This window comes from Vreelandella mediterranea (assembly GCF_970647075.1).
This window is the reverse complement of record NZ_OZ310198.1, coordinates 465,556-478,600: the sequence shown is the minus strand read 5'-3', so window position 1 is coordinate 478,600 and position 13,045 is coordinate 465,556. Positions and strand designations below refer to the sequence as shown.

At 63.3% G+C, this 13,045-nt stretch carries 12 protein-coding genes; 8 read left to right on the top strand and 4 right to left on the bottom strand.

What is annotated here, in order from left to right; all coding sequences use genetic code 11:
• Nucleotides 1-60 precede the first annotated feature (60 nt).
• From ACWFVE_RS02310 to ACWFVE_RS02280, 7 genes are all read left to right on the top strand, one after another.
• Nucleotides 61-1,473, top strand: coding sequence for a sigma-54 interaction domain-containing protein (locus ACWFVE_RS02310; RefSeq protein ID WP_447527683.1), 1,413 nt, complete (start codon nt 61-63; stop codon nt 1,471-1,473).
• Nucleotides 1,474-1,565: 92 nt separating this feature from the next.
• Nucleotides 1,566-2,690 (top strand): ABC transporter ATP-binding protein, encoded by a 1,125-nt coding sequence (locus tag ACWFVE_RS02305; RefSeq protein ID WP_447527682.1) that lies wholly within the window; start codon nt 1,566-1,568, stop codon nt 2,688-2,690.
• A gap of 16 nt (nt 2,691-2,706) precedes the next feature.
• A complete protein-coding gene (locus tag ACWFVE_RS02300; protein WP_447527681.1) occupies nt 2,707-3,984 on the top strand; it encodes an ABC transporter substrate-binding protein in 1,278 nt (425 codons plus the stop codon).
• Nucleotides 3,985-4,054: 70 nt separating this feature from the next.
• Nucleotides 4,055-4,939, top strand: a complete 885-nt coding sequence (locus ACWFVE_RS02295) for a carbohydrate ABC transporter permease (protein ID WP_447527680.1) — start codon at nt 4,055-4,057, stop codon at nt 4,937-4,939.
• A gap of 13 nt (nt 4,940-4,952) precedes the next feature.
• On the top strand, nt 4,953-5,792 hold the full coding sequence (locus tag ACWFVE_RS02290; protein WP_447527679.1) for a carbohydrate ABC transporter permease: 840 nt from the start codon (nt 4,953-4,955) through the stop codon (nt 5,790-5,792).
• Between the two features lie 68 nt (nt 5,793-5,860).
• Nucleotides 5,861-7,981: a DNA helicase RecQ gene (gene recQ, locus ACWFVE_RS02285; RefSeq protein WP_447527678.1), complete on the top strand. Its 2,121-nt coding sequence runs from the start codon at nt 5,861-5,863 to the stop codon at nt 7,979-7,981.
• Between the two features lie 39 nt (nt 7,982-8,020).
• On the top strand, nt 8,021-8,305 hold the full coding sequence (locus ACWFVE_RS02280; RefSeq protein ID WP_447527677.1) for a YrhK family protein: 285 nt from the start codon (nt 8,021-8,023) through the stop codon (nt 8,303-8,305).
• Here the strand turns inward: ACWFVE_RS02280 and ACWFVE_RS02275 are convergent, their stop codons facing one another.
• From ACWFVE_RS02275 to ACWFVE_RS02260, 4 genes are read right to left on the bottom strand one after another with little or no spacing between them, the layout of a single operon-like run.
• A complete protein-coding gene (locus ACWFVE_RS02275; protein ID WP_447527676.1) occupies nt 8,306-8,851 on the bottom strand; it encodes a YgjV family protein in 546 nt (181 codons plus the stop codon).
• A 27-nt stretch (nt 8,852-8,878) separates the two neighbouring features.
• Complete coding sequence (locus ACWFVE_RS02270; RefSeq protein WP_447527675.1) at nt 8,879-10,354, bottom strand: PhnE/PtxC family ABC transporter permease; 1,476 nt, start codon at nt 10,352-10,354, stop codon at nt 8,879-8,881.
• On the bottom strand, nt 10,354-11,007 hold the full coding sequence (locus ACWFVE_RS02265; RefSeq protein WP_447527674.1) for an ATP-binding cassette domain-containing protein: 654 nt from the start codon (nt 11,005-11,007) through the stop codon (nt 10,354-10,356). The genes ACWFVE_RS02270 and ACWFVE_RS02265 overlap by 1 nt, the downstream gene beginning before the upstream one ends.
• Nucleotides 11,008-11,009: 2 nt before the next feature.
• A complete protein-coding gene (locus ACWFVE_RS02260; protein ID WP_447527673.1) occupies nt 11,010-11,876 on the bottom strand; it encodes a putative selenate ABC transporter substrate-binding protein in 867 nt (288 codons plus the stop codon).
• 210 nt (nt 11,877-12,086) lie between these two features.
• Here ACWFVE_RS02260 and ACWFVE_RS02255 point away from each other — a divergent pair, with 210 nt between their 5' ends.
• Complete coding sequence (locus ACWFVE_RS02255) at nt 12,087-12,953, top strand: urea carboxylase-associated family protein (protein WP_447527672.1); 867 nt, start codon at nt 12,087-12,089, stop codon at nt 12,951-12,953.
• The last annotated feature ends 92 nt before the right edge of the window (nt 12,954-13,045 follow it).

Genomic DNA, 13,045 nt, shown 5'->3' with positions numbered 1-13,045 from the left:
CGTAGCATTGAGTCATATATGCATTGACCAAGTCATATTCGGTTCAAACAAGGAGGCCGGGTGGAAGATATCGATCGGCACGTGCTCAACACCATCGTGGAAACCGCCAACGACCACTTCTTCATCGTCAGCGCAAGCGGCCAGGTACTGGATATCAGCCCCGGGGTCGAGGCGGTGTACGGCATGTCGCGGGATGAACTGCTCGGCAGCAACGTCAAAACCCTCGAACAAAACGGCACCCTCAAGCCCTCGATCAGCCTGGAGGTCATGCGTACTCACCGCGCTGCTCAGCTGATGCAAACCACCGGCACCGGGCGGCGGGTGATCGCCGAGGCGCATCCGGTGCTGGTGAACGGCAAGCTCGAGCGCATCATCAGCCGCTCCCGGGATTTAACCGACCTACAGCTTCTTCAGGACGAGTACGCGCTGCTGCAAAAGCGCTTCAACGAACACATCAAGCGCGACCGCAACGGCGCGACCCCCGACGACCGCGCGCTGGATAGCGCCCTGGAGCACCTACAGGTGCGAAGCCCCGCGATGCGCGAGGTGGCGCGTCTGCTCAAACGCGTTGCGCCCTCTAGCGCCAACGTGCTGATGCTGGGCGAGTCCGGCGTGGGCAAGACCGCTTTCGCCAGGCAGCTCCACCGCTGGAGCGCACGGGGCGAAGGCGCGTTCATCGAGGTCAACTGCGCCGCCATTCCGGAAAACCTGTTCGAGTCCGAGATGTTTGGCTACCAGCCTGGGGCGTTCAGCGGCGCCGCCCGCCAGGGCAAGGCCGGGCTTTTGGAGCAGGCCGAGGGCGGCACGCTGTTTCTTGATGAGATCGGGGAGCTTCCGCTGTTGATGCAGACCAAGCTTTTGAAAGTAATTCAGGACGGTAAGCTCACCCGGCTGGGCGACACCCGCTCGCGCCGGGTGGATTTTCGCCTGGTGGTGGCCACTAATCAGGACCTGGCGCGCCGGGTGCAGGAAGGCGCTTTCCGGCTGGATCTTTACTACCGCCTCAACGTCATTCCCGTGACATTGCCCCCGCTTCGCGAACGCCGCGAGGATATCCCCGGCCTTGCCGAAGCGTGCCTGGCGCGGCTGAACGCCCACTACGGGCGGCAGAAATTTCTGGGCAATTACGTCTGGTCGACGCTGATGGGAAGCGACTGGCCGGGCAACGTGCGCGAGCTCGAAAATTGGCTGGAGCGTGCCTGGCTTTCGAGCGCCTCTGATCAGATCGATCGGGTCGGGCTTTCGCCTCAACCCACCGCCGCCCAGGACGCCCCCTCACCCTTGGCGGCGCAAAGCGCGCCGCTGGAGGTCGGTGAAACCCTGCCGGACTATCTGGCGCGCCTCGAAGGCGAGCTTCTCGAAGGACTTTGCAAAACCCACACCAGCACCTACGCCATCGCCAAACGTCTAGGCATCAGCCAATCGAGCGTGGTGCGCAAACTAAAGCGCTACGGCCTTGCGGCCAACGGCTGACCTACGGCCACCCCGGGAGTGTCACACAACCGCAACACCTTTGACGCAGAGTGATTGACCATCGTCATACCGTTTCGAACGAGTATCGAGTCATGAGCCAATCGCGTATCCGCTTGGAAGGTGTTACCAAACGTTGGGACGCGACCACCGCCGTCGACAACGTCTCCTTTGACGTCACCCCGGGCCAGTTCGTCATTCTGCTCGGCCCTTCCGGCTGCGGAAAATCCACCACGCTTCGCATGATCGCCGGGCTAGAGGACGCCTCCCAGGGCGAGATTCATATCGGCGAGCGCGACGTGACGCGATTGCCGCCGGGGGATCGCGGCCTGTCCATGGTGTTTCAGTCCTACGCACTGTTTCCCCACCTGAGCGTGGCGGAGAACATCGTCTTCGGCCTCAAGAGTCGCCGCGTCGCTAAAGCCGAGCGCCAGGCCCGGCTCGAGCAGGTCGCAGAGCTCGTCGATTTGACCGCTTATCTCGACCGCAAACCGGCAAAGCTCTCTGGTGGCCAGCGCCAACGGGTGGCGCTGGCCCGGGCGATCATCTCCGAGCACCCGATTTGTTTGATGGACGAGCCGCTCTCTAACCTGGACGCCCGCCTGCGTAGCGACATGCGCCGGGAGATCAAGGCGCTGCAGAGCCGCCTGAACATGACGGTGATCTACGTCACCCACGACCAGGTCGAGGCGATGAGCATGGGCGACCGGGTCATCCTGATGCAGCACGGGCGCATCGTTCAGGACGCCACGCCGGATGCGCTCTACAACCACCCGGCGAGCGCCTTCGCCGCCAGTTTCATAGGAAGCCCCGCGATGAATCTACTGCCTTTGGTGGCCGGTGACACCGGCGCCGTGATCGACGGCGACACGACCCTCGTCGCCCCGCTGCAAGCGGCGGGTGGCCAGCTGGGCATTCGCCCGGAAGATATCGAACTGCGCCCGGCGGATGCCCCCGGCATCCCGGCAAGAATAGTGAGCGAGGAGTACCTGGGCGCGGACACCATCGTCTACGTGGCGGTGGGCGAGCAGCGCCTGCGCGTGCGCGTCAACGGCAAACCCGCGCTGACGGGCGAGGCCTGCCGACTTTTCTGGACGCCGGAAAGCGCCCACCTTTTCGCCGAGGACGGCCTGCGCCAAACGCAGCTTTCGCCAAGCGCGTTACCCGGCACACTGCGCCGCGTGTCTCGCCCGCCCCAGGTGGGTTCGTTTCAACACTGAATCCCAGGAGTCTTCCATGCGTTTTCCCCTTCCCTTCGCCAAAACGGCCCTGGCCGTGGGCCTGTTGAGCGCTTCTTACGCCAATGCCGACGTCAACCTCACCCTGTACTACCCCGTCTCGGTGGGCGGCGCCCTGACCGGCGTGGTCGACAACCTGGTCGAGGAGTTCGAGAGCGAACACCCGGATATCTCCGTGGAGGCGATCTACGCGGGCAACTACGACGATACCCGGGTGCGCGCCACCTCTGCTCTGGAAGCCGGTGACGCCCCGGCGCTTTCGGTGATGTTCTCCATCGATCTGTTCGAGCTCGTCGAGCAGGACGCCATCGTCGCCTTCGATGAGCTGGTCGAGACCGACGAAGAGCGCGAGTGGCTGGATAGCTTCTACCCGGGGCTGATGGAGAACGGCCAGCTCGATGGCCAGACCTACGGCATTCCCTTCCAGCGCTCCACCATCGTGCTTTTCTGGAACAAGGACGCCTTCGAGGCCGCCGGGCTGGACCCACAAACGCCGCCGGAGAACTGGGACGAAATGGCCGAGATGGCCACCACCATTCGCGAAGCCTCCAATAATGATCAGTGGGGCATGATGGTGCCCTCCACCGGCTACGCCTACTGGATGTTCCAGGCGTTCGCCTATCAAAACGGCCACCGGCTGATGAACGAAGCGGGCACCGAGGTCTACTTCGACGACCCCGCCGCCATCGAGGCGCTGGAGTACTGGGTTTCGCTTTCAGAAGAGCACGACGCCATGCCCGAGGGCATCATCGAGTGGGGTACGCTTCGCCAGAACTTCATCGAGCAGACCACCGCCATGATGTGGCACACCACCGGCAACCTGACCGCCGCGCGTAACGAGGCGGATTTCGACTTCGGCGTGGCCATGCTGCCCATGAAGGAGCAGCGCGGTAGCCCCACCGGCGGCGGCAACTTCTACATCTTCAAGGACGCAAGCGAAGAAGAGCAGCGCGCCGCGATGACCTTCGTTCGCTGGATGACCTCGCCAGAGCGCGCCGCGGACTGGTCGATCGAGACCGGCTATATGGGCGTGAGCCCCGCCGCTTACGAAACCGAGGCACTCCAGGCCTACGTCGAGGAGTTCCCGCCGGCGGCGGTCGCCCGCGACCAGTTGGAGCACGGCACCGCCGAGCTCTCCACCTACCAGGGCGGGCGTATTCGCCGCACGCTGGATAACGCGGTTCAAGCGGCGCTCACCGGCCAGATGGAACCCGCCGAGGCGCTCGCGCAGGCCCAGCGCGAAGCCGACGGCATTCTGCGCCGCTACGCGCGTTAAATACCGCTTAATGAGTCGTTATCCATAAGCCGGGCCAATGCCCGGCTTTCACCCCTTGGCGGTCTTTCTCATGACGCTCACCGCTCACCGTAAAATGCAGCTCTATGGCGCGCTGTTGCTACTGCCCGCCGCCGTGTTGCTGGGCTTATTCGCCTACCTGCCCACGATCACCACGGTGATCCAGAGCCTGTTCATGCCCGGCTTTCGCAATGAGCCGGCCGCGTTCGTGGGGCTGGAGAACTACCAGTACCTGTTCGACGACCCCACCTTCTGGAAGGTGGCGCGCAACAACCTGATATATGCGCTGGGCACCATTCCCACCTCCATCGCGCTGGCCCTCGTCATGGCGCTGTTCGTCAACGGCCGGCTGCCCGGGCGCGGCCTGGTGCGCATGGCTTACTTTACGCCGACCATTTTGCCGATGATCGCCGCGGCGAATATCTGGATGTTCTTCTACGCCCCGCAGATTGGGCTTTTTAACAAGCTGCTGGGGGCGCTTGGGTTTTCCGGGGCGAACTGGCTGGGCGACCCGAGCCTGGCACTGGGCTCGATCATCGTCATGTCGGTTTGGAAAGAGGCGGGCTTTTTCATGATCTTCTATCTCGCCGCCCTTCAAGCGATCCCGCCGGAGCTGAAAGAAGCCGCGGACCTGGAAGGTACTAACCGCTTTAGCTACTTCTGGCGGGTGACGTTTCCGCTTTTGATGCCCACCACCTTGTTCGTGCTGATCAACGCGCTGATCAACGCGGTGCGCGTGATCGATCACCTGTTCATTTTGACCAAGGGCGGGCCCAACAACGCCACCAACCTGCTGCTCTACTACGTGTACGAGAACGCCTTCGCGTTTTTCGACCGCACCACGGCGGCCACGATCACGGTGGTGATTCTCGTCGTGCTCGCCCTGGTGGCCACGCTCAAGTTCACGCTTCTTGACCGCAGGACCCACTACCAATGAGCACTTTTTCCCCATGAGTACGTTGACCGCCGCCGCCCCTCGCCGCTTTGCAGCCGCCGTTTCCCTGGAAAACCTGGCCGCCTGGCTCTTGGCGCTGATCTGGATCTTTCCGCTGCTCTACGCGGTGTGGGCGGCGTTTCACCCGGCGGCGTTCGTGGTGCGTTTTGAGCTGCTCGCGCCGCTCACGCTTGAAAACTTCGCCACCGCCTGGGGCCAGGCGCCGTTCGGGCGCTACTACCTCAATACCTTTTTGCTGGTCACCGGCGTAGTAGCCGCGCAGTTCGTGGTGTGTACGCTGGCGGCGTTCGCCTTCGCGCGCTTTCCCGTGCCGGGCAAGAACGTGCTGTTCATGCTGGTACTGATTCAGCTATTCGTGTTTCCCGAGGTGCTGATCGTGGAGAACTACCGCCTGGTCAGCGGCCTGGGGCTTCTGGATACCATCACCGGCATTGGCCTGCCGTACGTGGCCAGCGCCTTCGGTATCTTCTTGCTGCGCCAGACCTTCAAGACCATCCCCCGCGAGCTCGAGGACGCCGCCCGTATCGAAGGCTGCAGCTGGCTGGCCGTGCTCTGGAAAGTCTACGTGCCGCTGGCCAAACCGACGTATCTCGCCTACGGGCTGGTATCGATCAGCCACCATTGGAACAACTTCCTGTGGCCACTGATCGTGACCAACTCGGTGGAGAGCCGCCCGCTCACCGTGGGCCTTGGGGTGTTCTCGGCGCCGGAAACCGGGGTCAACTGGGCCACGGTGAGCGCGGCCACGCTCCTGAGCATCGCCCCGCTTTTGATCGCGTTTTTGCTCTTCCAGCGCCAGTTCGTGCAGTCGTTTCTGCGCGCGGGGATTCGCTAGGCGGGCGCTGCCGCTGGTTTTCGTGCGACAATTCTCGGCAACGGTCAACGAGCGAGGAGAGAGCGAGGATGCACGGCGAATCCAACCCGGCGGCGCTGAAGGTGCTGCAGGAAGTCTTCGGCTTCGAGGAGTTTCGCGGCCCGCAGCAGGCCATCATCGACCAGGTAAGCGCCGGCGGCGATGCGCTGGTCCTGATGCCCACCGGCGGCGGCAAGTCGCTTTGCTACCAGATTCCGGCGCTGCTGCGCGAGGGCACGGCGATCGTGGTCTCGCCTTTGATCGCGCTGATGCAGGACCAGGTCGCCGCACTCGTTCAAAACGGCGTGCGCGCGGCGTACCTCAACTCGAGCCTCGATTTCCAGGACGCCATGGCGGTGGAGAACCAGCTGCGCGCAGGCGAGCTGGATCTTCTCTACGTCGCCCCGGAGCGCCTGGCGATGCCGCGCATGCAGGCGCTGCTGGACCAGGTGCCAATCGCGCTTTTCGCCATCGACGAGGCCCACTGTGTGTCCCAGTGGGGCCACGATTTTCGCCCGGAGTACCGCCAGCTCTCCCAGCTTCACGAGCGTTTCCCGAACGTTCCGCGCATTGCGCTGACCGCCACCGCGGACGTACCCACCCGCGGCGATATCATCGAGCATCTCAAGCTCCAGGACGCGGCGCTTTTCAATAACGGCTTCGACCGGCCCAACATTCGCTACCATATCGCCGAGAATCTGGGTAACGCCCGCGAGGCGCTCTTACGCTTCATTCGCGATACCCACGACAATGAGGCCGGCATCGTTTACTGTCTTTCCCGCAAAAAGGTGGAAGAGACCGCAGCCTGGCTCGAGCGTCAGGGGCTGACCGCCCTGCCCTACCACGCGGGGCTGCCCCCGGAGCAGCGCCAGGACCACCAGAGCCGCTTTCTACGCGAAGACGGCGTGGTCGTGGTGGCGACCATCGCCTTTGGTATGGGCATCGACAAGCCCGACGTGCGCTTCGTCGCGCACCTGAACCTGCCCAAGAGTATCGAAGCCTACTACCAGGAGACCGGCCGCGCCGGGCGCGACGGCCTGGCCGCGGATGCCTGGATGTCCTACGGGCTGCAGGATGTGATCACCCTGCGCCAGATGCAGCAGGACTCCAGCGCAGGGGACCAGCAAAAGCGCATCGAGCAACAGAAACTCGACGCCATGCTGGGGCTTTGCGAGATCATCACCTGCCGCCGCCAGGCGCTGCTGCGCTACTTCGGCGACCAGCTGGATCAACCTTGCGGCAACTGCGACAACTGCCTGACCCCGCCGGACACCTGGGAGGCCACCGTGGCCGCGCAAAAGGCGCTTTCGTGTGTATATCGCACCGAGCAACGCTTCGGCGTGACCTATCTGGTGGACGTGTTATTGGGTAAGTCAAACGAGCGTATCGCCCGCTTTGGCCACGACCGGGTCAGCACCTTCGGTATCGGCAATGAGCTTTCCGCCAACGAGTGGAAGGCGCTTTACCGCCAGCTGATCGCCAGCGGCTACCTGAGCGTGGATATCGAAGGCCACGGCGTTATTCACCTGACCGCCAAAGCCAAGCCGGTGCTGCGCGGTGAAGAGGCGCTGACGCTGAGAAAACCCGTGAAAACCAAAGCCACTCGCCGCGGCAGAAGCGGCGCCCCCGCCCAAGGCCACGGCCCGCTGTGGGAGGCGCTTCGCAGCCACCGTAAACAGCTTGCCGACGAACAAGGCGTGCCAGCCTATGTGATCTTCAATGACGCCACGCTTAATGAGCTGACCGAGCAGCAGCCCCAAGACCTGGCAGCCCTGGGCGGCGTCACGGGCATCGGCGCGCGCAAGCTCGAGGATTACGGCGAGGGGATACTCGCCGTCATCGAGCGTCATCGCGGCAGCACCCAGGCGGCAAGCGTCGGCGACAGCGCCCGGCAATCCGCCGAGATGCTTGGCCAAGGGATATCGGTCGACGAGATCGCCACAAGCCGTGGGATCACCGTCAACACCGTCTACCGTCACCTGGCGGAAGTGATCGAAAGCGGCGCGCTGGCGCTTAGTGACGTGGTGGCGCTGGATCCCGCCGATCGGGAACGCATTGAAAGCGCGTTTCGAGCGCACGCGGGCCAAGGGCTCCGGGCAGTATTCGACGCCCTCGAGGGTCGCTTCGACTACAACGTACTGGCCTGCGTGCGGGCGGCGATGGGCGCCTGATGCGGGTCAGTGCGCACTGATTGATCAAAGGAAGAAACGATGCGTCAACAACAAGACCCTGCCAACCAGGACTGGATACTCACCATCGGTCAACGAGAACTCGTGGTCCACCAGCGCTACGAAGTCCTCAGTATCGTCAACGATGTGTTGATCGGTATCTGGTTCGTGATCGGCAGTTTCTGCTTCTTTTACGAGGGCGCCGTGCAGACCGTCGGTGTCTGGCTTTTTCTGATCGGCAGCGTGCAGTTGCTCCTTCGCCCGCTCATTCGTCTGCACCGCTACATCTACTTCAAACGCCTGCCCGACACCGACCACGACGCCTGATCAAGGCTCGATCTCGTCGAACGCTTTGGGGTAGCGGCGCTTCGCCTTGATCAGACGCGCGATGGTGATGAAGTTGGTGATCACCACCAGCGCCTCCGCCAGCGTGCCGCCAATCGAGCCGATCAGCAGGTTGTTCATCATCCAGCTAAACGCCGCCAGCCCCAGAAAGACCCGCAGCATGACGCCCCGCAGCAGAAACATGCCAAGCGTGCCCAACAACATCGCCACCACGGCGAAAATATCCACGTAGCTTTGCCAGGTCAGCGCCGCTGCCACGGCGCTGGCAACGAGCACCCCGGCCATGACCGCAAGGCTTCCGGGGTAGCGCCGGGCCAGCGCAATACGCAGAATCACCATGGCCGTTAGCGCCGCTGCGGTCCAGCTGCCCAGAAAACCAAACTGCAGCATGAAGGCGACGTTGGCCGAGATGAGCAGCACCATCAGCTTGTCGTCGTCTTTATTGGCGAACGCCAGCACGCACAGTACGAGCGCCACCAAACCAAAAAACTGGCCCGCCAGGGCCAGTACGTTCACGTTTTCCAGCATGTCATTCCTCAAGGCCTGCAGGCGGGGTCAGCACTGTTGGCGGTTGATACCGTGGCGCAGGCGCAGGTAGGCCCGTAGGCGGCGCGCCAGCACGTCGACGCCGATGTTGATGAGTGCGGTGATCAAAATCAACACCATGGCGCGATCAAAACGGATTTCCTGGATGGCGGTGTCCACGTAAAAGCCGAGCGTGGCGATACCCAGAATCCCCAGAATCGCCGTTTCCCGCAGGATGATCTCCCAGCGGTAGAACAATAGCGCCAAAAAGGGGCCATAAAGGCGCGGTACCATCTCGAAGGCGTAGCGGTCCACGCCCCGCGGCGCGTCCTGTCTGAGCGTTATCTCGTTGCTGCGCCGCCCGATCAGGTGCGCGATGATCCCGCCATTATGCAGCGCCAGTGCGACCACCGCGGGCAGCATGGAAGGCCCCCAGAGCTGGAGCAATATGAACGCCAGCATGTACTCCGGCGTCGAGCGCATCACCACCAGTACCCCGTGGCCCACCGCGCCGCCCGGGCGGTTCGTGAAATGGCGCGAGATCACCGGATACAGCAAAAGCGCCAGCGCCCCGGTCGCCACCAGCGCGATCTGGGTGAGTAGTAGCGTATTCCAGATGCCCGGCAGCGCCTGATTCACAAAGAGCTGACTGAGCCACTCCCAAAGCGCCCCCAGGCCTTCGCCCCGCCTAAGCGGCGCGGGCACGATATCCTCGGTAAAAAACCGCGTAACGTTCGACCACATGATGGGTAGCCCCGTGCCCAGCAGAAACGGCGCGGCCAGCAGATAAACCGGCAACAGCCGGGGGCGCACCCACCATCTGAGCGTGCCGATCAGCACGTAAAACGTAAGCAAAAGCGCCCCGACCGTCGGGTAGTGGCCCTGGGCGAACGCCGCCATCAGGTGATAGCCGATGGTCGGCATACCAACGAACCCCAGCACCGCGCTGGAGCGAAGCCCGCACTCGAGCCGGTACGCCGTATAGCTCACCAGATGCGGCCAGGCCTGGCTTACCCGGGCGTAGACGAGTCTCGAGAGCCGCCCGGTTTGGCGCGGCAGCACCTCGCCCGGCAGCGGGTCGGTCTCGTCGAGTATTTCGGCGTACACCTTGGCAAATATGCCCGCGTAGGGGATGGCGATAGCCAGCACCCCGGTAATCGGGTGCAGGCCAAAGCTTTGTAGAAAGATCAGCGCCCAGAAGAGCTCGTGGATGGCGCGAATGAAGGCGCTGAAGGTGCGCACCCACCAGTGGTGGAACAAAAGCGCCAGCCCCATACCGGCAAGCGCGCCAACCCCCACGCCCACGAAGGCAAAGGCCACGGTGCGCAACAGCGCCTCGCCAAGCGAGTCGACGGCGGTGAAATCCGGCTGGATCAGCCCGAGAAAGAGCTGACCAAGCGAGCGCCAGGGGTCGTGGGCGCTGATCTCGAAATCACCCAGCAGAAGGCACGCAAGTGCCAGTAGAATAAAGCCCAGCGTGACGCGGGTCGTGGCGCGAAGCGGCATCAGTAGAGATCCTGAAGCGACGCGCTACTGAGCGTCTCGCTGGGCGCATCGATCACCACGGCGCCGTTTTTGAGCCCGACGATGCGCGTGCAAAAGCGCAGCGCCAGCTCCAGGTCGTGCATCGCCATTATTGAGCACGGGTAGCCCATGGTCAGCTTGCCCATGACCGAGCTTGCCTGGGGGCCATCCAGCGCCGAGACCGGCTCGTCGGCGAGCAAGAGCGCCCCTTGCTGATAAAGCACTCGCGCCGCCGCCACCCGCTGGCGCTGCCCGCCGGAGAGCTCGCCGCAGGGCGTCCAACGTTTCTCACTGATGCCGACCTCCTCGAGCAGCGCAACGATCTCGTCGATGTCGCGCTTGAAGGGGTTGGCCAGGGTGGCCAGGTTGCGCCACCACCGGTGGCGGTCGAGCCGGCCCATATAGACGTTGTGAAACACCGAGAGCGTATCGACGAGCCCCAGCGCCTGGGGCATCAGCGCGACGCGCTCGGCCTGCCAGCGGTCATACATCAACGACAAGAGCGTGGACTTGCCCGCCCCGCTCTTGCCCACCAGCGCCACGTGTTCGCCTTGCGCCACGCCGATCGACAGCGGCCCGAGCACCCGAGTGGCACCATAGTGCGCCTCGGCGTCCTGTAAAACGAAATCGCTCACCCTTACAGCAGGTCCAGCGAGACGGCCACGTCATGAATCGGCTGGAAATCCTCGTTCGAGGCGGGAATGAAGCCCGAGCGCGGGAAGCTCGCCAGCAGTTCCGGGTCGTCCATATCCAGAAGCGCTTGTTGGAGACGCTCGGTGAAGCCCTCGCCAAAGCGCTCGTCCACGTCGCCGCGCACGGTCCAGTGGTAATCCGGGTAGGTGGGGGATTCCCAAACGATCTGCACCTGCTCCGGGTCGACGTTGCCCTGCTCCACCTCGTTCTCCCAAGCGGTATAGCTCAAAACACCCGCCTGATACGCGCCGGACTGCACCAGCGACACCGTGCGGCTGTGGTTGCCGCTGTAACCCACGCGGGAGAAGAGCTCATCCGGCGACTCACCCAAATCCCGGGTCAAAAAGTACTCCGGCATCAGCCGCCCGGAGGTCGAGCTTTGCGAGCCAAAGGTAAAAGTCAGCCCCTCGAGCGCTTCCGGCGCGGTGTCGGATTCCACCGGCTCGATGCCGGTCGAGGCGTTGGCGATGAAATAGCTCTTGTACTCCGGGTCCTCGACGCCCTGGGCGATCGCCTGGGAGCCTGGCACCCGCTCGCGGGCCTGCACGCCGGTGAAGCCGCCGAACCATGCCAGCTGCACCTGGTTGTTACGAAACGCGGTGACCGAGGCGGCGTAAGAGGTCACCGGAATGAAGCGCACGTCGACATCGAGCGCCTCGGAAAGGTAGTCGGCGACCGACTGAAAGCGCTGCTGCAAGCGCGTTTCGTCCTCATCGGGAATGGCGGTGAAGACCAGGGTGTCGGCGGCGGCCAGCGGCGAGGCAAGCGCTAACAGTACGGCCGCACGGGCCAGCAACGGTTGGCGAGACATGAGAGCATTCCTTTTTATAGTGAAGTATTACGTTGATAAAAAACCGGCGCCCAATGCGCCGAAGAAAACCTCGTTGCAGCATAGCAGCTTTAAAAGCCCACAAGGGTCTGGGGTGTTTAAGAATGCGTACGCTATCGCTTAACTTTTACTTGCGATAGCCGCTGATGTTCACTGCTATACAGCTACCACCATCGAGAGGAGATAATCACCATGTCCGACGTACCCGCCGCCTACCGGGCGAGTCGAGGCTCGATTCTGGACGTCGATACGGCGTTTTATGATCGCCTCACCGAGCGTGCCGGCGCCCGCGAGCAAATCGCCGACCTGACGGTGCCGATCCGCGACGGCCTGGCCTGGAAAGTGCCCGCCGGCCACGTATTTCGCGTCAAGATCACCGACGGCCCCCAGGTGGGGGACTTCAACCTGTGGAACCTGCACAACCCGCGCGAGCGCATGTGGGCCTCGCGTACCCGTCAGCTCCAGCGCGCCCACGTCAGCACCTACGACCGCCTCTGGTCGACCCTGCCTTACCTTCGGCCGATGGCGACGATCATCGACGACACCCTGATTGAGTACGGTGTCGACGACGAAGGCGGGCGCGTCCACGACCTGCTGGGCACGCGCTGCGACCCCTACGTCAATCACCTACTCACCGGCGAAGACTTCGACTTTCACTGCCACTCGAACCTGGTGCGCGCCGTCGAACCCTGGGGGTTGACCGAATTCGACGTCCACGACGTGCTGAATATCTTTCAGTGCACCGGGCTCAACCGCGATGACAAGTACTTCATGAAAGCTTGCCCCGCCCGCCAGGGCGACTACCTGGAGTTCTTCGCCGAGACCGACCTGCTCTGCGCGCTGTCGTGCTGCCCCGGGGGTGATCTCTCCGTCGATCTATGGGGCGAAAACGCCCGGGATCCGCTGCAGACTTGTAACCCGCTGGGCGTGGAGATCTACCAACTCGACCCGGCACTGCTGAAAGACTGGCAGTCCCCCGAGCCGGCGCCTTACAAGGGTCGCCACGGCCGCCAGGCGCCCGGCGTGGATTGGGCGGCCATCAAGCAACAGGGCGAGTAAACCGTCACCTCCGGCCGCGTTTTTAGCGGCCGGAGAAGAAGACGTACTGGCTATCGTCCAATGTCACAAGGTTGTAAGGTAACGGTCCTACT

Excerpts from the sequence above, each read along its gene's own strand:
- ACWFVE_RS02305 (WP_447527682.1), top strand. The coding sequence starts at position 1,566 with ATGAGCCAATCGCGTATCCGCTTGGAAGGTGTTACCAAACGTTGGGAC.
- ACWFVE_RS02300 (WP_447527681.1), top strand. The coding sequence starts at position 2,707 with ATGCGTTTTCCCCTTCCCTTCGCCAAAACGGCCCTGGCCGTGGGCCTG.
- ACWFVE_RS02295 (WP_447527680.1), top strand. The coding sequence starts at position 4,055 with ATGACGCTCACCGCTCACCGTAAAATGCAGCTCTATGGCGCGCTGTTG.
- ACWFVE_RS02290 (WP_447527679.1), top strand. The coding sequence starts at position 4,953 with ATGAGTACGTTGACCGCCGCCGCCCCTCGCCGCTTTGCAGCCGCCGTT.
- recQ (WP_447527678.1), top strand. The coding sequence starts at position 5,861 with ATGCACGGCGAATCCAACCCGGCGGCGCTGAAGGTGCTGCAGGAAGTC.
- ACWFVE_RS02280 (WP_447527677.1), top strand. The coding sequence starts at position 8,021 with ATGCGTCAACAACAAGACCCTGCCAACCAGGACTGGATACTCACCATC.
- ACWFVE_RS02275 (WP_447527676.1), bottom strand. The coding sequence starts at position 8,851 with ATGCTGGAAAACGTGAACGTACTGGCCCTGGCGGGCCAGTTTTTTGGT.
- ACWFVE_RS02270 (WP_447527675.1), bottom strand. The coding sequence starts at position 10,354 with ATGCCGCTTCGCGCCACGACCCGCGTCACGCTGGGCTTTATTCTACTG.
- ACWFVE_RS02260 (WP_447527673.1), bottom strand. The coding sequence starts at position 11,876 with ATGTCTCGCCAACCGTTGCTGGCCCGTGCGGCCGTACTGTTAGCGCTT.
- ACWFVE_RS02255 (WP_447527672.1), top strand. The coding sequence starts at position 12,087 with ATGTCCGACGTACCCGCCGCCTACCGGGCGAGTCGAGGCTCGATTCTG.